Annotated in this window: 20 protein-coding genes and 1 riboswitch; of the genes, 16 read left to right on the top strand and 4 right to left on the bottom strand. The window is 53.1% G+C overall.

The features are described 5' to 3' along the window. Positions 1 to 63: 63 nt before the first annotated feature. The gene (locus tag P2G53_RS08415) at positions 64 to 462 is read right to left on the bottom strand and encodes an STAS/SEC14 domain-containing protein (RefSeq protein ID WP_275816142.1); all 399 of its coding nucleotides are present in this window, start codon (positions 460 to 462) and stop codon (positions 64 to 66) included. Positions 463 to 603: 141 nt separating this feature from the next. Then, a riboswitch (cobalamin riboswitch) is annotated at positions 604 to 783 on the top strand. Positions 784 to 938: 155 nt separating this feature from the next. On the opposite strand from P2G53_RS08415, the gene P2G53_RS08410 reads away from it, so the two are divergent. The 4 genes from P2G53_RS08410 to P2G53_RS08395 are packed head-to-tail and all read left to right on the top strand — an operon-like array spanning position 939 to position 5,564. Next, entirely contained in the window at positions 939 to 2,810 is a 1,872-nt protein-coding gene (locus P2G53_RS08410; RefSeq protein WP_275816140.1) for a TonB-dependent receptor, read from the top strand. Next, a complete protein-coding gene (locus P2G53_RS08405; protein ID WP_275816138.1) occupies positions 2,728 to 3,750 on the top strand; it encodes an ABC transporter substrate-binding protein in 1,023 nt (340 codons plus the stop codon). Before P2G53_RS08410 ends, P2G53_RS08405 begins: the two co-directional genes overlap by 83 nt. Then, positions 3,747 to 4,772, top strand: coding sequence for an iron ABC transporter permease (locus P2G53_RS08400; RefSeq protein ID WP_275816136.1), 1,026 nt, complete (start codon positions 3,747 to 3,749; stop codon positions 4,770 to 4,772). The genes P2G53_RS08405 and P2G53_RS08400 overlap by 4 nt, the downstream gene beginning before the upstream one ends. Before the next feature lie 3 nt (positions 4,773 to 4,775). Then, positions 4,776 to 5,564 carry an ABC transporter ATP-binding protein gene (locus tag P2G53_RS08395; protein WP_275816134.1) on the top strand — a complete coding sequence of 263 codons (789 nt, stop codon included), beginning with the start codon at positions 4,776 to 4,778 and terminating at the stop codon, positions 5,562 to 5,564. On the opposite strand, the gene P2G53_RS08390 is transcribed toward P2G53_RS08395, so the two are convergent. The 3 genes from P2G53_RS08390 to P2G53_RS08380 form a co-directional block, all read right to left on the bottom strand. Beyond that, on the bottom strand, positions 5,561 to 6,289 hold the full coding sequence (locus tag P2G53_RS08390; protein WP_275816132.1) for a TonB family protein: 729 nt from the start codon (positions 6,287 to 6,289) through the stop codon (positions 5,561 to 5,563). The two genes, P2G53_RS08395 and P2G53_RS08390, sit on opposite strands and share 4 nt — an antisense overlap. 31 nt (positions 6,290 to 6,320) lie before the next feature. Beyond that, entirely contained in the window at positions 6,321 to 7,355 is a 1,035-nt protein-coding gene (pyrC, locus tag P2G53_RS08385; RefSeq protein WP_275816130.1) for a dihydroorotase, read from the bottom strand. Positions 7,356 to 7,435: 80 nt separating this feature from the next. Further along, positions 7,436 to 7,768: a hypothetical protein gene (locus P2G53_RS08380; RefSeq protein WP_275816128.1), complete on the bottom strand. Its 333-nt coding sequence runs from the start codon at positions 7,766 to 7,768 to the stop codon at positions 7,436 to 7,438. Positions 7,769 to 7,899: 131 nt separating this feature from the next. On the opposite strand from P2G53_RS08380, the gene P2G53_RS08375 reads away from it, so the two are divergent. From P2G53_RS08375 to P2G53_RS08320, 12 genes are all read left to right on the top strand, one after another. Beyond that, on the top strand, positions 7,900 to 8,820 hold the full coding sequence (locus tag P2G53_RS08375; RefSeq protein ID WP_275816126.1) for an ABC transporter substrate-binding protein: 921 nt from the start codon (positions 7,900 to 7,902) through the stop codon (positions 8,818 to 8,820). Positions 8,821 to 8,841: 21 nt separating this feature from the next. Beyond that, positions 8,842 to 11,673 (top strand): bifunctional diguanylate cyclase/phosphodiesterase, encoded by a 2,832-nt coding sequence (locus P2G53_RS08370; protein WP_275816124.1) that lies wholly within the window; start codon positions 8,842 to 8,844, stop codon positions 11,671 to 11,673. Between the two features lie 79 nt (positions 11,674 to 11,752). Next, a complete protein-coding gene (gene dnaX, locus P2G53_RS08365; RefSeq protein ID WP_275816122.1) occupies positions 11,753 to 13,657 on the top strand; it encodes a DNA polymerase III subunit gamma/tau in 1,905 nt (634 codons plus the stop codon). 16 nt (positions 13,658 to 13,673) lie between these two features. After that, positions 13,674 to 14,000 carry a YbaB/EbfC family nucleoid-associated protein gene (locus P2G53_RS08360; protein ID WP_275816120.1) on the top strand — a complete coding sequence of 109 codons (327 nt, stop codon included), beginning with the start codon at positions 13,674 to 13,676 and terminating at the stop codon, positions 13,998 to 14,000. A gap of 2 nt (positions 14,001 to 14,002) precedes the next feature. Further along, positions 14,003 to 14,602, top strand: coding sequence for a recombination mediator RecR (gene recR, locus P2G53_RS08355; RefSeq protein WP_275816118.1), 600 nt, complete (start codon positions 14,003 to 14,005; stop codon positions 14,600 to 14,602). A gap of 7 nt (positions 14,603 to 14,609) precedes the next feature. After that, positions 14,610 to 15,806 carry a ribonuclease D gene (gene rnd / locus P2G53_RS08350; RefSeq protein ID WP_275816116.1) on the top strand — a complete coding sequence of 399 codons (1,197 nt, stop codon included), beginning with the start codon at positions 14,610 to 14,612 and terminating at the stop codon, positions 15,804 to 15,806. After that, positions 15,807 to 16,097 carry a YcgL domain-containing protein gene (locus P2G53_RS08345; protein ID WP_275816114.1) on the top strand — a complete coding sequence of 97 codons (291 nt, stop codon included), beginning with the start codon at positions 15,807 to 15,809 and terminating at the stop codon, positions 16,095 to 16,097. It begins immediately after the preceding gene. A 2-nt stretch (positions 16,098 to 16,099) separates the two neighbouring features. Beyond that, entirely contained in the window at positions 16,100 to 16,537 is a 438-nt protein-coding gene (locus P2G53_RS08340) for a YcgN family cysteine cluster protein (protein WP_275816112.1), read from the top strand. A gap of 247 nt (positions 16,538 to 16,784) precedes the next feature. Continuing rightward, the gene (locus P2G53_RS08335) at positions 16,785 to 17,735 is read left to right on the top strand and encodes a diguanylate cyclase (protein ID WP_275816110.1); all 951 of its coding nucleotides are present in this window, start codon (positions 16,785 to 16,787) and stop codon (positions 17,733 to 17,735) included. A gap of 116 nt (positions 17,736 to 17,851) precedes the next feature. Continuing rightward, positions 17,852 to 18,421 (top strand): TetR/AcrR family transcriptional regulator, encoded by a 570-nt coding sequence (locus P2G53_RS08330; RefSeq protein WP_275816108.1) that lies wholly within the window; start codon positions 17,852 to 17,854, stop codon positions 18,419 to 18,421. 77 nt (positions 18,422 to 18,498) lie between these two features. After that, on the top strand, positions 18,499 to 18,954 hold the full coding sequence (locus P2G53_RS08325; RefSeq protein ID WP_275816106.1) for a cupin domain-containing protein: 456 nt from the start codon (positions 18,499 to 18,501) through the stop codon (positions 18,952 to 18,954). A gap of 14 nt (positions 18,955 to 18,968) precedes the next feature. Then, on the top strand, positions 18,969 to 19,184 hold the full coding sequence (locus P2G53_RS08320; protein WP_275816104.1) for a 4-oxalocrotonate tautomerase family protein: 216 nt from the start codon (positions 18,969 to 18,971) through the stop codon (positions 19,182 to 19,184). Positions 19,185 to 19,314: the final 130 nt, after the last annotated feature.

Raw genomic sequence — 19,314 nt, 5'->3', positions numbered from 1 at the left:
ATTTGATGGTGTCGGAATATCAGCGCCGGAAGTAGTAGGTTGCCGATGCTCTAGTGTGTAAATCTAAGCCTGACCGAAGGGGTATTGGGTGTCTTCTTCTTCCTCATTGAGCCAGTGCATCGCCTGCAGGAGCTGGCTGGCGCTGAAGTGACGTACCTCTCCCCGGGTAACATGATTGGCCAGTGACGTGGCCCACTCAATCCAGTCAGGCCCGCCTACAACCGCGCAACGAAACAGCTCCTGGCCATGGCTCAGTCCGAACTTGGCATCCTCCCAGATGGCACCGGCCTGCCAGCCTGTGAAATGCGGATCAAGAAACAGCAGCAGGCGTGGTTCCGGGTGGCGCTGTTTAACATGCTCAAACAACGGCAGGAAAGTGTCCTGATAATCTGCCGCCGTCAGTTGATCGGTGGCCTGCAACACCATAATGTCACCGGTCGTTTCTGGCAGTACATACAGCATAATGTTCTCCTGTCCTGAAGTGCTGCCATTATACGGCGCTGATTTTTGAGTGCCATCTGCAGTTTTGTTCATCTTTACATTACTGCGGCTCATTTGACCTGATCATCAGGCGTGGTAAGGTTGCCGCGCTGAGACGCTGTGTCGTTTCAGCCATGTAATGGTGCCTTGACGGCCTAACAGGGAACACGGTGAAGCGCCGTGGCTGCCCCCGCAACTGTAATCAGCGAGTTACCGCTCAAAATACCACTGGCTTATGCCGGGAAGGTGAGCGGTCGCGATGACCTGACAGCCAGGAAACCTGCCATTGCAACAGCCTCTAGAGGCTGTGTGTCACCTGCCAGACAGCGGAGGGCTGTGCTGGGCGGACTGCGTAAGGGTGACAATATTTTAGTATTGTTGCCGGTGCAGTTTGCCTGAATTCACAGTTTATTTAGCAAGATTCACCGGCTCTTGATAGATCCTATTAGGAGCACATAATGTCTCGATTCTTCAAGGGCAGCCTGTTGGCGGCTGCTGTTTCTGCTGTGCCATTTTCCTGGGCTGAGACGGCTGACCAGTCGTTCGTGATTGTTGCATCACGGGTTGAAACCGCCCGTTTTGAAACCGGTAGCAGCGTTACCGTGCTGGACCGTGAAACACTGGATGCCCGTCAGGTTCGTACGGTGGCGGATGCGCTGCGCACGGTTCCCGGTGTGAGTGTTAGTCAGGCCGGTGGTGCAGGTGCTCAGACGCAGGTGCGTATCCGTGGTTCTGAGGCCAACCATACGCTGGTGCTGGTCGATGGTATTGAGGTCAGTGCTACCTCCGGAACCGATTTTGATCTGGCCCATATCCTGACGCTCAACGTTGAGCGGATTGAGGTATTGCGTGGAGCCCAGACCGCCCTGTGGGGTCCCGATGCTCTGGGTGGTGTGATCAACATCATTACCCGCAAAGGTGAGGGCGCGCCGACTTATCAGATTCAGGCCGAGGCCGGTCGTTATGACTCTCATCAGGAAACTGTCCGACTGCAGGGCGGCAGCGAGCAGGGTCATTACGCGCTCGCGATCACCCATCAGAAAACCCGTGGTATCTCTTCTGCGCCTGAATCTCTGGGTAATACCGAGCGTGACGGTTATCGCAACAAAACCCTGAACCTCAAGGCGGGCCTGAACCTGTCTGAGCGTACCGAACTGGATGTTGTGTTGCGCCATACCCAGGCCGATGTTGAATATGATTTTAACCCCTTCGATGCGGATGCCACCGCCGATGTGGCGCAGACTTTTGCACGTCTGGGTGGTCGCTGGCACAGCGCAGACCAGAAATGGACCCAGAAGCTTGATCTCTCGCTGGCGGATAATGATCGGGATGACTTCACCAACGGTGTGCAGAGCACGGTAAACCGCGGTAACAAGAAAAAGTTGGCTTACCAGGCCGGTTACAACTGGGGGGATGCGGATGCGGCGCAAAATCTGACGCTGGCGCTGGAGCAGGAAAACGAAGCGTTTATCAACGCCTACATTGACCCATTTTGGGGTTATGAAGTGGATAAAACCCATCGCACCCGGGGTGGTGCGCTGGAATATAACCTCAATCTGGACCAGAACCTTTTCCTGACACTGGATCTGCGCCGGGATGACAGCAATCTGTTTGATGGCGAGACAACATGGCGTGTGGCGCTGGGCTCCTGGCTGGCAGAGCAGGTGCGTCTGCACAGCAGTCTTGGCAAGGGGATTAAATATCCCTCAATGACTGAGCTGTACGGTTATTCGTCCGAGTATGTGGGTAATCCGGACCTGCAACCGGAGCGTGCCCGCACCGTGGATCTGGGCCTTGAATACCACTTTACGCAGTTGGATGGCTGGGTGGATATGACCCTGTTCTACAATCAGGTGGATGATCTGATTGTAGGTGCGGGTATCACGTCGTTTAATAATGAAGATCAGGCGACCCTCAAAGGCGTTGAGTTGTCTGCAGAATTGCAGCCAGCGGATCAGCTGCGCATTAATGCCAGTTATACCTACACGGCGACAGACGATGGTTTGGGCGACGATCTGCTGCGACGTCCGCGTCAGGCAGCCAGTCTGGGCGGTACCTATCAGTTTGCCAACGGGCGTACGGATCTGACTACTACACTTAACTATCAGGGCCGCCGTTATGATCTGGATTTTGCCAGCTGGCCGGCAGAGCGAATTAAGCTGAAAAGTTATACGCTGCTGGAACTGGCCTTGTCGCACCAGTATTCGCCTCAGTTAAGCCTCTATGCCCGACTGGATAATGCGTTTGATGAACAGTATGAAGAAGTCTTCCAATATGCCAGCGAAGGGCGTCTGCTCACGCTGGGCGTTATCTGGACCGGCAACCTGTAAATCCGCCATGCACCCTGTCTGGCTGTTACTGGGTCTTCTCTTCATCAGTCCGGTGCAGGCGGAATCCCGCGCCGGACTGCTGTCAGATGGTTTACTCAAAGCCAGTGAGCTGCATGGGGAGGGATTCCCCAAGCAGCTGGTTGACCCTTTGGGCGGTACTGTGCTGTTTCAGCAGCCACCGCAACGCATCGTTTCTGTCACCCTGGCCAGCGATGAGATGCTGGCTGATCTGGGGGCTATGCCAGCGGTGGTTGGAGTCACCCATCTGGTGGATAACCCGGATCTGTCTAATGTGGCGGGGCGTTATCCGGCAGCTGTGACCCGGGTCGGGGGCGATATAGAATCCATTCTGGCCCTGCAGCCTGATCTGGTTATTGTGGCCAGTTACACCCGCATCGAAACCGTGCGTTTATTGCTGGGTGCGGGCCTGCCGGTGCTGCGCCTGAAAGCACCTGAGACACTGGCAGACCTGAAGGCAAACCTGTGGCTATTGGCGGAACTGACGGGTCACCAGGACAGAGCGCGCATCATTACCAATTCCCTGCATATACCGAAAAGCACTGAAGTAGACCCGCCCCGGGTACTCTATTACGATCTGTCGGGCAGCTCAGTGGGTCCGGGTGATCTCACGCATGAGCTGATTTCACTGGCGGGTGGTTATAATGTGATGCTCGATACAGGTCTAAAAGGATTTCAGCCATTGAATACCGAACAGGCGATCAGCCTGCAACCGGAGATTATCCTGCTGAGTGGCTGGGCGACGCAGACCGAAGCGGTAAACCGCCTGCTGGCTGAACCTGCCTGGCAGCATGTACCTGCGGTTGAACAGCGGCGTGTCTGCGCGCTGACCGGCGCCTGGCGCTCATCCGCGTCTCACTTTCGCTGGCAGGGGCTGGCCAAAATTTCAGCCTGCCTTAAAGCGCAGGAGTCATTACCTTGAGAGGTCGTGCCTGGCTGACTTTCTGCACTCTGTGCGGGCTGCTGTTAGGACTGCTGCTGGCTAATCTGCTGCAGGGGCCGGCGCAGATCAGTGCACTGACCAGCTTGCAGTTGATCGCCGCTCAGCTTGGCTGGTTGCCCGCTGAGCAGTTCCCAGGCTGGCAGCTGGATATTATGCAGTACGTGCGTGAGCCGCGAGTGCTGGTCGCCATGTTCAGTGGTGCCTGCTTTGCCCTCAGTGGTGCGGTGATGCAGGGGCTGTTTCGCAACCCGCTGGCTTCACCCTCAGTGCTGGGGGTGTCCTCCGGTGCGTCACTGGGTGCAGTGCTGGCACTGTATCTGGGGTTGGCGGCAGTCTCTGTCTGGGCGATTCCTCTGCTGGCAGGTCTTGGCGCTGGGTTGACGCTGTTTCTGGTGTACCGGATTGCCTTGCTGGCGGGTCATGCGGTGTTAAGTACTCTGTTGCTGGCGGGCATTGCAGTGGGGGCAATGAACGGTGCGGCTTCTGCGTTTGTTCTGGCGTTATCGCTGGAGGAGTGGGAGGTCGGCCGCATGATTGTCTACTGGACCATGGGGGGGCTGGACGCCCGTACCTGGGATCATGTGTTACTGATTCTGCCCGCAGTTTTGATCTCTCCATTGGTTTTTCTTCAGGCGCGTCGACTGGATATGCTGATGCTCGGTGAGACCCATGCCGCGTCTGTAGGGCTGGATGTTGGTCGGACCCGGCTGGTATTGCTTGCGCTCACTGCTGTGATGATTGCACTGGCCGTGTCGGTCAGTGGTGCTATTGGTTTTATCGGTCTTCTGGTGCCGCATGTGATGCGGTTATTGATCGGTGCTCAGCATCGCTGGTTATTGCCTGCTTCAGCACTGGGCGGTGCGGCTTTTCTGTTGCTGGCTGATCTGATCAGCCGTCAGTTGTTTAATGATGGCAGTGTGCCGGTCGGGGTAGTGACCGCCGCCTTTGGCGCACCGTTTTTCCTGTTTCTGCTGGTGCAGCGACGTTGGCGGCTGGGGTAGGGAATGGCGATATTATCTGCTGAAAACCTCAGTTTCAGTTACCGTGACCAGCCGGTCCTGCAAGCTGTCGATCTGCAGTTCAAGGCAGGGCAGTGCGTGGGACTGATTGGCGCAAACGGTGCTGGTAAGTCCACCCTGCTTGAGCTGTTGATGGGGCTGAAACAACCGCAGCAGGGTGTGGTGTATTTGCAGGACAAAAACATTCAGCACTGCTCCCGTCGGGAGATTGGCAAAATGCTTTCTTATGTGCCGCAACAAAGCCCGGATGATGTGGGTTTAAGTGTCACGGATGTTGTGGCGATGGGACGTTATGTGCACCAGCCCGGCTGGTTTGGCGTCAATGCAACCGATACTGAGGTGATTCAGCAGGCGCTGGTCCAGACGGATCTGACGCATTTGGCTGAACGCTCGTTGCAGTCGCTCTCTGGGGGGGAACGTCAGCGGGCTTTCATCGCCCGGGCGCTGGCGCAACAGGCTTCAATGATTGTGTTGGATGAGCCTACCGCGAGCCTCGACCTTAATCATCAGTTGGATGTGATGCAGCTCCTGTCAGCTTTTGTGCAACAGGGTGGCAGCGTACTGTTGGCGTTGCATGATCTGACACTGGCTGCGCGCTTCTGCCAACAGCTGGTGTTGCTGGATCAAGGCAGGATTGTGGCGAGTGGAACGCCTGCGTCAGTGCTGACAGCAGAGAATCTGGCCCGTTATTTTCAGGTGCAGGCGGATCTCATCACTCACCCGGACAGCGGTGATTTACTGATCCATCCCCGGGCCTCGTTGTCCCGCAATTAATCCAGCCTGAAGGTAAATTCAAAGACCTGTTCAATCAGCTCTGCCTGTTGCTCCGGCACTTTGAAATGTTCCCGTTCAAGAAAATCGATCACAGCCTGATCCAGTAATCGATGGCCACTGCTTAATGTCAGCTCAAAGTGACTGACGCTGCCGTCGGGATTCAGCCAGAGGTGCGCCCTGACCTGGCCTTCTTGATGTCTGCGGATAGCCAATGCTGGGTAATCGGGAGTGTGTCCCGAAACTGTCTGAGCAGCCGGGGGTGTGGATTCAGTCGATTGTGGTGCAACAGACTTGGGTGATTGAGTCGTGGTGGCAGGGTGCGTGGGTGGTGTTGCATCCGGCTGAGCCATGGTTGCCGGGGTTATTTCTACTGGTTGTTCAGGCAAACGTTCTGGCTGGGTGTTTGTGGGCCGGGGTTTCGCGTCGGTTTTTTCGACAACAGGACTGGCTGGAGTGTGTTTGCTCGGCAGACGTTCTGTTTCAGCCTGATCTTGAGTATCAGTGTGCGCTATTGCTGTGGGGGTATTTTTTGCAGGGGAGTCGTCCTGTGACGTTGCAGGCAGGGGCTGAGTTTGTATTCCCCTGAGTTCGACCTGTACGCCGCCAGTCTCCGTATGGATCGGACTGTACGCCGAAAAAAACCAGCCCAAGACAGCTGCATGAGCCAGCCCTGCAATCAGCAGGGCTGGAATCAACGAGGTATAGCGTTGCGGTTTAAGTGGCACACTGCGCCTCTAACTGTCCCTAACCGGGGTATCAGGCCTGAACAACACGCCATTGAATCTGTTCATTGGCACGAATAGGCACCAACTGACTTTCTCCCAGCGGATAGGTGGCTGGCACCGTCCATGATTCCCGGACCAGCGTAATCTGGTCAGTGTTGCGTGGCAGGCCATAAAAATCCGGGCCATTGAAGCTTGCAAAGGCTTCCAGTTTATCCAGCGCGTTCATCTGCTCAAAGGCTTCTGCATACAGCTCAATGGCGGCGTGCGCAGTGTATGAGCCGGCACAGCCACAGGCGGCCTCTTTGGCATGTTGCAGATGGGGTGCTGAATCGGTACCCAGGAAAAAGCGACGGCTGCCAGAGGTGGCGGCTTTTAGCAGAGCCTGCTGATGAATATTGCGCTTCAGAATCGGCAGACAGTAGTAATGGGGGCGAATGCCACCGGCCAGCATATGGTTGCGGTTATAAAGCAGGTGGTGGGCGGTGACGGTCGCCGCCAGATTCTCATTGCCTGCTGCCACAAATTCGGCTGCATCCTGAGTCGTGATATGTTCAAGTACCACTTTCAGGTCCGGGAAGTCCTTTACCAGGGGGGCCAGCGTACGTTCGATAAAGATCTTTTCGCGGTCAAAGATATCAATCTCTGCATCCGTGACCTCGCCGTGAATCAGCAAGGGCAGACCAACAGACTGCATCGCTTCCAACACCGGATAGATATTCTTGACTGAGGTTACACCGGAATCGGAGTTGGTGGTTGCGCCGGCAGGATACAATTTAGCCGCATAAACCAGACCACTGGCTTTGGCGGCATGAATTTCTTCCGGAGCGGTATTGTCCGTCAGGTAGATCACCATTAAAGGCTTGAAGCCCTCGCGATGCGGCTGCTGCAGAATGCGCGCGCGGTAGGCTTCTGCCATGGCAGTTGTTGTGACGGGTGGCACCAGATTAGGCATTACGATGGCCCGGCCCATATAACGGCTGGCATCAGGTACAGTATGTTGCAGAGAGGCACCGTCACGCAGGTGTATGTGCCAGTCGTCAGGTCGTGTCAGGGTAAGTGTGGTCATAAGCTATACGATGAACGCTGAAAAAAGGTCGTCCTGACTGGGTCAGGCTGGAGCGCCGAAGTATAGCGTTTTTTGCGGGATTATTCTTCAATCCAAATTTTGCGCAGTGGTTCGCCAAAATCATCATAAACGGTTTTCTGGCTGAGCGACCGGCGACCCTTGGCACGTTGCGTACCGGTTGGTTTTGCCGATTTGCGACGGGAATCAATCGCGGCCAGCAGTTCAGGCACAGGCGTACGGTCGGAAGAGGCAGGGCGCTCTACATAAGCACGGCCAAGAGGATAGCGACCGTCGATCAGGCCACTTTCGCCCATTTTAACCTGTTGGATCTGACCTCCCTTATTCAAAAACGCCTCGACCTCGGCTTTCATCCGGGATCTGAGTTCCGCTTTGCTTGGGCGACGTTCAAACATGACTCTTTTATATCCTTGAAGTTATTGCGGTTAATGCTGAAAATAACCTTAACTTCGTTTTTTTGAATGGCTAGACCCTCTATTGTGGCGGGAAACCGGAGAAAGTAAAGGTGTTGATCAGAAGCCTTTTGATGTTGTTGTTTTTCACGCTGACGGGTTGTGGACTGAATGAATCGGAAAAAGCAGTTGCGTTACAGGTAGGTACCAATCAGTGGCCTGGTTATGAACCGCTCTATCTTGCTAAAAGCAAAGGCTTTTATCCTGAAAATCTGCGGGTAGTCCTGTTACCCTCTGCCAGTGAGGTGATGCGGGCGCTGCGTAATGAGGTGATTGACGTTGCAGGTTTGACCCTTGATGAAGCGTTGATACTGGCCTCTTCAGGGGTCGATCTGAAAATTTTTTTGGTCGCGGATATTTCGGCGGGTGCTGACGTGATTCTGGCCCGCCCTGAACTGAACTCGGTGCAAGAGCTGAAAGGACACCGAGTCGGAGTCGAATCCACTGCGCTGGGGGCCTTTATGCTGAGCCGGGCTCTTCAGCTCAATGGTCTGCAGGCTTCTGATGTGGAGCTGGTTGACCTGCATGTTGATCAGCATGAAGAGGCCTACCTGACTAATAAAGTAGACGCTGTAGTGACCTTTGAGCCAGTTCGTACCCACTTGCTTAAGGCCGGTGCCAGGCCAATTTTTGACAGCCGTCAGTTGCCGGAAGAGATTGTGGATGTGCTGGTGATTCGAACATCAGTCATCGAAACGCAACGTGAAAACCTTAAAGCACTGATAGATGGGTGGTTTAAAGCCCGTGATCTATTGGTCGAAAATAATCCTTCTGCTATGGTGTTGGCAGCTAAACATCAGGGTATTTCAGCCGCTGAACTCAGTGAAGCGCTGACAGGGATAGAACTGCCGGCCCGTGGCAAGGTGAGTTACCTGATCAATGAAGCGGAACTCGTCAACAGGGCAGTGCCAATTCAGCGTTGGATGCAGCAAAAAAAATTGCTGAAAGGGGAGCAGATTGATCTGCATGATCTGCTGCTTCAGGGATTATATTAATTTATTAGGTAAGGCCACTCAGTGCGGGTTTCTCTGCGGTTTACTATTCCAGCCATTATCTTAATCAGTGCGATGGCGATTCTTCTGGTTGCGCTTGTGATGATCAAGCCAATTCTGGAGAACAATAACCTTGAGGAACTTCGCACTGAGGCACGTCACACCGTCAATCGTTTGCAGGGCACGCTGGAGTATCTCCTTCAAAAGGGTGATCTGGAAGGGGTTCGACGTGAAATACTGCTCAGTGCCAGTTCGAGCAAGGTGAAAAACCTAATTTTGTTCGATCATTCCGATTTTGTAATGGTGTCGGCAAATCCGGAACATGACAATGCCAGTTTTTTTGAAGTGCAGCCCTACCTTCATCTGAGTCTGGATCTGCTGGTCAGGGCGCGTAACGCCGGTGGATATGTATTTGAAGCCAATGATGTTGAGAAAAGTCTGTATGCCGCGATTCCGGTTCAGCAGTATATCCGAGAAGCAACTGAACTAAGGCCCGATACGCTGGGCGTGATTCTGCTGGAGCTGGATGAACGCAGTACCTATCTAAGCAGTTGGAATGAACTCAAATACCTGTTCTATACCCTGCTAACCGCTTTTATTTTACTGGCGGTTGTCCTTGCCTGGGCGCTGAACGCGATGGTCACCCGCCGTGCCAAGCGTTTGGTGAGACAGTCTACAGTTTATTCTGAAGGGCAGTTTCAGCACCGCGAAACCTGGCGGGGTTGGGACGAACTTGGCATTCTGGGGCGCAGTCTTAACCAGATGGCAGGTCAAATTCAGCAGTACCATACCGAACTAAAAACCAACGCAATTTTGCTGGAGCAACTGCTCAATAACTCGCCTTCGATGATCATGTTGCGCGATGGGGAGGGGCGTTTTATCCGGGCCAATCCTTCTTATCTGCGGTTTTACGGGATTAAAAACATCGACGCACTGCGTGAACTGAGTCTGCAGGATCTGTTTCAGGGAGAGGAATTACGGGACCTGCAGCAGCAGGACCAGAAAGTTCTTGAGTCAGGCGAGCCGATGCATGGTCATTTTGTGGTTGAAAAACAGGGTAAGCGCTTCCAGTTTCTGTGCAGCCGTTTTGCGTTAGAGAACGAGCAGGGACAGCGGTATGCCGTCTGCAGCATTGATACCGACATATCTGAACGTCAGGCCAAAGAAGATGAACTTCGCCTGTCACGGTATATCTTTGATACCACCAACGAAGGGATCATGGTCACGGATAACAACCACGTGATTACCGATGTTAACGCCGCCTTTGAGCGGGTAACCGGTTATTCGCTGGAAGAGGTCAGGGGTAGCAAGCCGAGTATCCTCAATTCGGGCAAACATAAACCGGCGTTTTATGAGGATATGTGGCACCAGATCGATACGCTGGGCAGTTGGGCCGGTGAGATCTGGAACCGTAAAAAGAACGGAGATACATACCCGGAATGGCTGACGATCAAGAGTATTGTTGGCGGTGATGGCCAGATATCCGGTTATTTTGGTGTGTTTACTGATATTTCAGAACACAAGAAAACCCAGGAGTCCCTGAAAAGTCTTGCGTATTACGATCCTCTGACTGAGCTGGCGAACCGCACCCTCTGTCAGGAGCGTCTGGTGCATGATATGCGTCTGGCTGACCGGCATGCAGAATCATTGGCGCTGGTGTTTATCGATCTGGATTTCTTCAAACATATTAACGACTCACTGGGCCACGAATACGGCGATCAGTTGCTGACAGAAACCGCCCGGCGCATCGAAAGTCAGGTCAGACAGTCCGATACAGTTGTTCGCTGGGGCGGTGATGAATTCATCCTGATTCTGCCGGGGATCCATGAGATCAACATGGCACAGATCATTGCCGATAAGGTGCGGGCTCAGTTAAAGCTGCCGTACTACCTCAAAAATACAGAAACCTTTATCGGAGCCAGTATTGGCATTGCGATCTATCCCCATGATGGCGTTGATGCCACCACGCTGATTCAGCATGCCGATGCGGCGATGTACAGTGCCAAGAAAAAAGGCCGTGACCAGATCTGTTTCTTTGATAAAGCCATGAACGAGAAAAACCTTGAGCAGATCAAGCTTAAGGGAGAACTGCGTCAGGCGCTGGAGCAGGATCAGCTCGAGATTTATTACCAGCCTAAAGTTGCCATCTCCACCGGTGATATCATCGGGATGGAGGCGTTGCTGCGCTGGCGGGGTGAGGATGGACAGTTTATTTCACCGGCTGAATTTATTCCGGTGGCTGAGAGCAGCGGTCTGATTCTGCCAATAGGTGAGTGGGTATTCTCTACGGTGGCGGAGCAGGTGCATCGCTGGAAAGAGGCGGGGTTGATGCAGTCTCGCCGGGTTTCGGTCAACCTCTCACCCAAACAGTTGGTTGACCCGAATCTGGTGGTGCGCCTGCGCGACACACTCGAGTCCTATACCGGGCTGGATAATACGCTGAGTATTGAGATCACTGAAACTGCGGTTATCGAAAACCTTGCGGTGGCTTTGCCTGTATTGCAGCAGATCAGGGGTATTGGCATTGAGCTTGAGCTGGATGATTTCGGCAGCGGCTACTCATCACTGAACTATCTGCGCCGCCTGCCCGTGGATGTGCTCAAGGTTGATAAATCTTTTACCTTTGAGCTGGATCAGAAAGATACCGATATCGCCATTATGCAAGCGATCATCAACATGGCACATACCCTGGGTATGACGGTCGTGGCGGAAGGTGTTGAATCCAAAAATCAATTTGCCAGCCTGGCCAGACTGGGCTGTGATATCGCACAGGGGTACCTGTTTGCGCCGGCGCTGGCGGCACCAGAAATGGAAAAACTACTGCTGGGACAAGGCTTTGATGTTGCTCAGAATTAAGGCAGGTTTAGCTGGCATCACTTCGCGGCAACCGGTAGCATAACTGCATCTAATTCTGGTACGGATCACAACCCAAGCAATGAGTTATCAGGTTCTCGCGCGTAAGTGGCGTCCCTCCCGTTTTCAGGAGATGGTGGGTCAGGAGCATGTGCTGAAAGCACTGGTCAATGCTCTTGATGATAACCGTCTGCATCATGCGTATCTGTTCACAGGTACACGCGGAGTGGGTAAGACGTCCATTGCCCGGCTGTTTGCCAAGTCGCTGAACTGCGAAACAGGCGTATCCTCATCTCCCTGTGGTACCTGCTCAGCTTGTCGTGAAATCGCCGAAGGGCGTTTTGTTGATCTTATCGAAGTCGATGCGGCCTCCCGCACCAAGGTTGAAGATACCCGCGAGCTGCTTGAAAACGTGCAGTATGCGCCCACCCATGGCCGCTACAAGGTGTACCTTATCGACGAGGTGCACATGCTGTCCACGCACTCCTTCAATGCGCTGTTGAAAACGCTGGAAGAGCCTCCACCGCATGTGAAATTCCTGCTGGCCACCACGGATCCGCAAAAACTGCCGGTGACGATCCTGTCCCGCTGTCTGCAATTTAACCTCAAAAATCTGGTACCTGAACGCATTGTGGGCCACCTGACCCATGTGTTGAATGCTGAGCAGGTCCGTTACGAGGAACCCGCATTGTGGATGCTGGCACGTGCAGCCGACGGCTCCATGCGCGATGCCATGAGCCTGACTGATCAGGCGATTGCATTTGGTGCAGGTGAGATTGGTGAAGCGGATGTCCGCGCCATGCTCGGTACCATCGACCAGCAGCTGGTGTATCGTATTATTGAAGCGCTGGCGATCGGCGATGCCCGTGCCCTGTTGCAGGCCGTCGCCGATGTGTCTGAGTTCTCGCCAGATTTCAATGCGCTGCTGGGCGACCTGCTCAGTGTGCTGCATCGCCTGGCGATCTGTCAGACCCTGCCAGATGGGATCGATAACAGCCTCGGTGACGAGCAGCGCATCCGTAACCTGGCGGCACAACTGACGCCTGAAGATGTACAGCTTTACTACCAGATTGGCCTGAACGGTCGGCGTGATCTGCCTTATGTGCCGGATGGCAGAGAAGGGCTGGAGATGGTGTTGCTGCGTATGCTGGCATTTCGTCCGGCAGATGCGGCGGCTCGTCCCACTCAGTTAAAAACCGATTCTGCGCCAATATCGACGCCACGCTCAGGTTCAGAGACTGAAACTGAAAGGCCTCCTGCGGATCTGGCTCCATCTGCAGTACCGATCGAAGCATCTGCTTCTGTGCCTGAACAGGAGTACCCTCCTGCAAAAAAGCCACAGACTGAGCCGTCACTGGGGGAGGATCCTCCACCCTGGGATATGGAACCGGCTGAAGATTATGCAGACGCTGTCATTGAAGAACCGCCCTATTCACCGCCAACTGAGCTGACAGTAGCGGCAGAGGCTGCCCCTTCTGTGGTGAAGCCTGAGCCCATTGCAATACCGGTGCAAATTCTGGCGCCTTCAGTACCAGATACTGCAGTCTCCGCGGCGTCACGCACTCAGCCTGAGTCACTTGAGCGGCTAATGCTGGCAGAAATGCAGCCGACCAGCTGGGTTGTACTGCATCCGCAGCTCGGCTTGTCCGGTATGACGGAAAGTCTGGCCAGTCATTTGAGTCTGGAATCAGTGGCGGCGGATCTGCTGCAGTTTCACTACACTGCCAATCAGTCGGCGATGCTGAATGAAACCCAGCAGATGCGGATCATTTCGCATATCCAAGATTATTTCGGTGAGCCAGTTAAGGTAGAATTCCTGCAGGCCGTACAGACACAGGAAACCCCGGCGCAACATCAACAGCGGTTGCGTGAGGCCCGTCAGTTGCAGGCGTTAACCTCCCTGCGTGAAGATCCTGTGGTACAACGCATTCAACAGGTGTTTGATGCTCAGATTGATCTGGCATCGGTAACACCGATTGATCCCTAATCAAGAGGAACAGGTAATGATGAAAGGCGGAATGGGCAATCTGATGAAACAGGCGCAGAAGATGCAGGAAAACCTGCAGAAAGCGCAACAGGAGATTGCCAATGCCGAAGTGACTGGCGAATCGGGTGCCGGTCTGGTTAAGGTGGTAATGAACGGTCGCCATGATGTGCGCTCCATCAGCATTGATGAAAGCCTGATGGAAGAAGACAAAGAGATGCTGGAAGACCTGATTGCAGCAGCGGTTAATGACGCCGTACGCAAGGTAGAGACCTACAGTCAGGAAAAAATGGCGGAAATCACCGGCGGCATGGGATTGCCACCGGGTTTTAACATGCCATTCTGATCATGTCCTTCAGCCCCTTACTTGAACAACTGATTTCAGCCCTGCGCTGCTTGCCGGGCGTTGGGCCTAAAACGGCGCAGCGAATGGCGTTTCACCTGCTTGAGCGTGACCGCGAAGGGGCGCTTGACCTGTCAAAGGTACTGGAAAATGCTGTCGGTGCGATCGGGCATTGTCAGCAGTGTCGCACGCTGACGGAAGAGGCCCTCTGTGATATCTGCGCCTCCGGTAGCCGTGACCGATCGTTACTCTGTGTGCTGGAATCGCCGGTAGATATGCTCGCGATCGAGCAGACCGGTGGTTTTAATGGTTATTATTTTGTGCTGTCGGGCCACCTGTCACCGATTGATGGGATTGGGCCTGAAGATCTGGGTATCGATCAGTTGCTGGAAATGTTGCAGCAGGGTGAGGTGAAAGAGCTGATACTCGCCACCAACCCGACGGTGGAGGGTGAGGCTACGGCACACTTTATTGCCATGCAGGTGAAAGATCTGGGTATCCAGGTATCGCGTATTGCCCACGGCGTGCCGGTGGGTGGTGAATTGGAATTTGTTGACGGTGGTACGCTGGCGCATGCGCTGGCCGGGCGCCGCTCTTTGCTTTGAGAGGCGAATGAATACTTCCACGGCGTATCAGTGGCAGCAGTTGGAAGCCGCAGCAACATCCCCCATCTGGATTACCTCAGAAGATCAACTCCGGGCGCATTGCGAACGCTGGCGAATCTTGCCGCTGATTGCGCTGGATACTGAATTTCAGCGGGTCGAAACGTTTTATCCGGTGCCGGGCCTGATTCAGGTGGCCGATGATCGCGCCTGCTATCTGATCGACCCGTTGAGTATTACAGACTTCACACCACTTAAAGTCCTGTTTGAAGATACCAGCGTCACCAAGGTGATGCATGCTTCCACCGAAGATCTGGAACTGTTTGTAAACAGTTATCAGTGCCTGCCAGCGCCGCTGCATGACACGCAACTGGCCGCATCTATGCTGGACTGGGGCACTTCAATGGGGCTGCAACGTATGCTGGAGCAGGTGTTACAGGTCTCCGTTGATAAGGGTGAAACCACGTCCAACTGGCTGCAACGCCCATTAACTGCGTCTCAGGAACACTATGCGGCACTGGATGTTGCCTATCTGCCTGCGCTCTATACCATCCAAACCCAGGCGCTTAATGAAAAAGGGATGCAGGACTGGCTGGCGCAGGAGTGTCTGGCGCTGCTGCATGGCGCACTGGATACTGACCCTGAGGGACTGGAGTACTACCGTCGTTTCAGTCAGGTATGGAACTATCCTGAACACAAAGTGGCTGCGCTGCGTGATTTGACCGCCTGGCGTGAACAAACTGCCCGCTCGCGCGATGTGCCACGCAACCGTGTCCTTTGTAATCAGGCGCTGATTCGAATTATTGAAACCTGGCCCCGTTCTCTGTCGGAGCTGTCACGGCTCGAAGACATAAAAAAACGGGTGTTGCGTGAAGATGGCGATATAATACTCAACCTGCTGAAAAACGGCCTTCGCAGTGCGCAGGAAGAGCCGCCGGCGTCGATTGACCGTCCGCTGCACTATTTCTGGAATAAGCCGCTGAAAAAACTTAAATCGGTGGTGCGTCAGGTCGGTAGTCAGCACCAGGTACCCGCCGAGCTTTTGCTCAAACGTAAAGAACTTGAGGCTTTAGTGCGTTCAGGTCTGGAGCAGGGTGATTACCGCCTGCCGGAGAGTGTGAGTCCCTGGCGTAAAGCGCTGATAGAAGCGCCTCTGCTGGCTGAACTGGCAGAGATTGAGAAACAAAGAATTCAAGAGGCCCAATAAATGCTGACGATCTGTTCAGTCTATCTCAGCTCCCGCAAGGATGAGATGTACCTGTACGTTGATAAGCGTGACCAACTCAAACGTGTTCCGGAACCCTTGCTGGAGATGTTTGGGCATCCAAAACATGTGATGGATATTCCGTTGACAGATAAACGCAAACTTGCCCGGGTTGATACTGCCAAGGTACTGGAAGAGCTGGGGAGTAAGGGATACTACCTGCAGATGCCACCACCAAAAGACGATTACATGCTGGATCTGTACAAGGATCGTCCCGAAACCGGTGTTCGCTGAGCATGGCACAGGAAGTCTTCTGGCGTAGCAAAACGTTGCAGCAGATGACTCCCCAGGAGTGGGAGTCGCTCTGTGACGGTTGTGCCCTGTGCTGTTTGCACAAAGTGGAAGACGAGGACACCCAGGAAGTCTTTTATACCACCGTGGTTTGTCACCTGCTGGATTTTGATACCTGCCGCTGTACCCGCTATGAGGATCGCTGCACGCTGGTGCCGGATTGCGTCAAACTCACCCCTAAAGATGTGGATGAATTCCACTGGTTACCCCCCACTTGTGCTTACCGTCTGGTTCACGAAGGTCAGGACCTGCCAGAATGGCACCCGCTGGTCAGTGGTGATCCCCTTAGCGCAGTTGAGGCGGGAGTATCCGTACTCAATGTCTATGAAGTCCGTGATGACCAGATCACTGAAGATGAACTGGTTGATTACGTCATCGATTGAGAACCGGTCTGCCTGTTGACTTGTTCTTGTTTGAACATGACTTTTGCCTGTCGCTATCTATCCCGCAAAGCGATGCATTTATCCGGAAATCCCGGGATATGCTGATCTACTATTGTCTTATTCATGAACAGCTGCATTGAGTGTCCTGTTTGAATTACTATTGGACACTTACTTTCCGCAGTGCTTATGCAGATTTAATATGTGTCAGGGATTTTTCAGACAGTTCGCCCGCCGATGGAACCGACTATTGCGGGCATTGATGCTACCGGGCACTGCTTCGGGTCGAAATTCCAGTTATCAGCAGCTCTCCTCCATTCTTAATGCAATACCGGATCTGATGTTTGAACTTGATGCAGAAGGGCGTCATTGGGATTTTCGTGTGCTGCGGCCCGAGTTATTGGTTGCTCCATCCGAGGACCTGATGGGACGTACGGTGCGTGAAATCATGCCACATGACGCTGCGCAAGCCGTTATGGCAGCGCTTGAAGAAGCGGCCATTCAGGGCTATTCACAGGGTACCCATATCCACCTTCCCACGCCGGTCGGGGACCGTTGGTTTGAAGTCTCCATCGCCAAAAAAGAATTTATGCCCGGTGAGGAGCTACGGTTTATCGCGCTTTCACGGGATATTACTGAACGTAAGTTGCGCTTATTGGAGGCTGAACAACTCGCATTTTTTGATCGGCTGACTGAGCTGCCTAATCGAAATGCGTTAAAGGATCGTCTGCAGAGTGAACTGCGTGTCCAGGGCAAGCAAGATCAACTGGATGCATTGTTGTTTCTTGATCTGGATAACTTTAAGGCCCTGAATGACCTGAAGGGGCATGCCTATGGCGATATGCTGCTCAAACTGCTGGCCAGAAGGCTGCGCTCCTCTGTCAGTGAAAACGATCTGGTGATGCGTTGGGGCGGGGATGAGTTTGTGATCCTGCTTGAAAACCTGGGCGACACGATGGAGCAGGCGCAGGAGAATGCGGTTGTGATCTGTGAGCGCATCGCTGCCAAGACCAATATGCCCTATGAACTCAATGATTACGTTCACACCTGCCAGGTCAGTATTGGTATAAAGATCTTCAAAAACACAGCGGCTGATCTGGAAGAGGTTATCCAACAGGCAGATCAGGCGATGTATGAAGCTAAAAAATCGCTCAACCTGCGTTACGCATTCAGTGGAGAATGCGAACAGGTTTCTCTTTAAGGCTCGGCTTTCATAACCAGCATAGGTATGCGTTAGCTCTTGCTGTTCAGTATTCAGCGATTAATTTTTGACTAAAAGGATTGTATACCTACCTACTGGTAGGTTAGTATCTGGCTATGAATAAACGAAATGACATTCTGGATGTTGCTCAGAGGCTACTGCAGCAGCGGGGTTTTAATGGGTTTAGCTATGCCGACATTGCCGCTGAAGTGGGCATCAGGAAGGCGAGCATTCACCATCATTTCCCGAATAAAATTGATCTGGCGAAGGCCTTGTTGCAAAGCTATACCGATCAAGTAACGTGGCTTTTGCAGGACTTTATGCAGAACCGGAGCAGTGCGCAGGACAGGCTCGCCGGGTATATCAATCTGTATTCTGAAACACTCGCGGCGAACCGGGTTTGTCTTGGCGGTATGCTCGCATCAGATATTCACACGCTGGATATAAGTCTGAAACCTGAGCTGATCGCATTTTTCTCGGCAAGCAGAACCTGGCTGGTTGAAGTACTTGAACAAGGCCAGATCAATGGAGAAATCAGGTCTGATCAACCACCTACTATGCAAGCTGATCTGGTTCTTGCGGGTTTGCAGGGAGCATTAATGCTGGCCAGAAGCCATGAGGATGAGTTGATATTCACCAATACGGCTGAAGCATTGATTGCAAATTTAAGACCGTTGGCTGATTAAGGCGAGGTCTTAAAAAGAGAGAGACAGGGTGTCTCTTTTTTTACATCATCAAACTACCAACTAGTAGGAAGGTAAATATGAATAGTTATTCTGATATATCCAGTAAGCGCTACGCTCTCCATGAGGCTGGCAAGCTCACGGCATGGGCTGAGTATTGTCTGGAAGTGCCCGGACTTGGTGCTATAGAAGGTAAGCAGTTTGTTAAAGACAGCTTGGCGGCTACCGGGTGTGAGATCTCGATTAACTCATTGTTGCCTGGCGCGGGTATGCCTTTTTATCACAAACATCAGCAGAACGAAGAGGTCTACATCTTTCTTAAAGGACAGGGTGAAATGCAGGTTGATGCTGAAACCTTTCAAGTACAAGAGGGTAGTATGGTGAGAATTTCACCGGCTGGCATGCGGAGCTGGCGAAATACGGGCTCCGAATCACTGATCTACCTGATCATTCAGGTTAAAGAAAATTCACTCGAGCAGTATTCCCTCACTGATGGTGTTGTTGGAGAGGGCCCGGTTATCTGGTCTGATAATTAAGCGGAGAACTGCATATGCCTCTTGTTCAATTAAAAGTATTTGAGTTGGAGCTGACTCAGGATCAAACAGACCAGATTATTCAGGGGTTTACGGATGTTATTGCGGATGCGACACATGAAAAGCTGCGTGATGTAACCTGGGTAATCGTGAATGAGGTGAAAGATTGTCATTGGGGTGTGGGTGGCAAGTCGATCAAGCTGGAAGATGTTAAACGGCTGTGTGTTGATTAGACGGGCAGCCTGGATCTAACGTTGGCCAATTTAAAAACCGTAGTTTTTCTGACTACGGTTTTTATTTGTGTGTTTTACGCTGCGTTTGACTTTCTTCTCCGCCCGGATGGACTGCGGGTTTGGGTTAAAG

It is taken from the genome of Neptuniibacter sp. CAU 1671, assembly GCF_029222905.1.
Taxonomy (GTDB): domain Bacteria; phylum Pseudomonadota; class Gammaproteobacteria; order Pseudomonadales; family Balneatricaceae; genus Neptuniibacter.
Note: the sequence above shows the minus strand (reverse complement) of the source record. Positions and strands in the feature narration are given on the sequence as shown.

Excerpts from the sequence above, each read along its gene's own strand:
- P2G53_RS08340 (WP_275816112.1), top strand. The coding sequence starts at position 16,100 with ATGGCACAGGAAGTCTTCTGGCGTAGCAAAACGTTGCAGCAGATGACT.
- P2G53_RS08395 (WP_275816134.1), top strand. The coding sequence starts at position 4,776 with ATGGCGATATTATCTGCTGAAAACCTCAGTTTCAGTTACCGTGACCAG.
- P2G53_RS08375 (WP_275816126.1), top strand. The coding sequence starts at position 7,900 with ATGTTGTTGTTTTTCACGCTGACGGGTTGTGGACTGAATGAATCGGAA.
- P2G53_RS08320 (WP_275816104.1), top strand. The coding sequence starts at position 18,969 with ATGCCTCTTGTTCAATTAAAAGTATTTGAGTTGGAGCTGACTCAGGAT.
- P2G53_RS08330 (WP_275816108.1), top strand. The coding sequence starts at position 17,852 with ATGAATAAACGAAATGACATTCTGGATGTTGCTCAGAGGCTACTGCAG.
- P2G53_RS08415 (WP_275816142.1), bottom strand. The coding sequence starts at position 462 with ATGCTGTATGTACTGCCAGAAACGACCGGTGACATTATGGTGTTGCAG.
- dnaX (WP_275816122.1), top strand. The coding sequence starts at position 11,753 with ATGAGTTATCAGGTTCTCGCGCGTAAGTGGCGTCCCTCCCGTTTTCAG.
- P2G53_RS08360 (WP_275816120.1), top strand. The coding sequence starts at position 13,674 with ATGATGAAAGGCGGAATGGGCAATCTGATGAAACAGGCGCAGAAGATG.
- rnd (WP_275816116.1), top strand. The coding sequence starts at position 14,610 with ATGAATACTTCCACGGCGTATCAGTGGCAGCAGTTGGAAGCCGCAGCA.
- P2G53_RS08325 (WP_275816106.1), top strand. The coding sequence starts at position 18,499 with ATGAATAGTTATTCTGATATATCCAGTAAGCGCTACGCTCTCCATGAG.
- P2G53_RS08380 (WP_275816128.1), bottom strand. The coding sequence starts at position 7,768 with ATGTTTGAACGTCGCCCAAGCAAAGCGGAACTCAGATCCCGGATGAAA.
- P2G53_RS08345 (WP_275816114.1), top strand. The coding sequence starts at position 15,807 with ATGCTGACGATCTGTTCAGTCTATCTCAGCTCCCGCAAGGATGAGATG.
- P2G53_RS08410 (WP_275816140.1), top strand. The coding sequence starts at position 939 with ATGTCTCGATTCTTCAAGGGCAGCCTGTTGGCGGCTGCTGTTTCTGCT.
- recR (WP_275816118.1), top strand. The coding sequence starts at position 14,003 with ATGTCCTTCAGCCCCTTACTTGAACAACTGATTTCAGCCCTGCGCTGC.
- pyrC (WP_275816130.1), bottom strand. The coding sequence starts at position 7,355 with ATGACCACACTTACCCTGACACGACCTGACGACTGGCACATACACCTG.
- P2G53_RS08405 (WP_275816138.1), top strand. The coding sequence starts at position 2,728 with ATGAACAGTATGAAGAAGTCTTCCAATATGCCAGCGAAGGGCGTCTGC.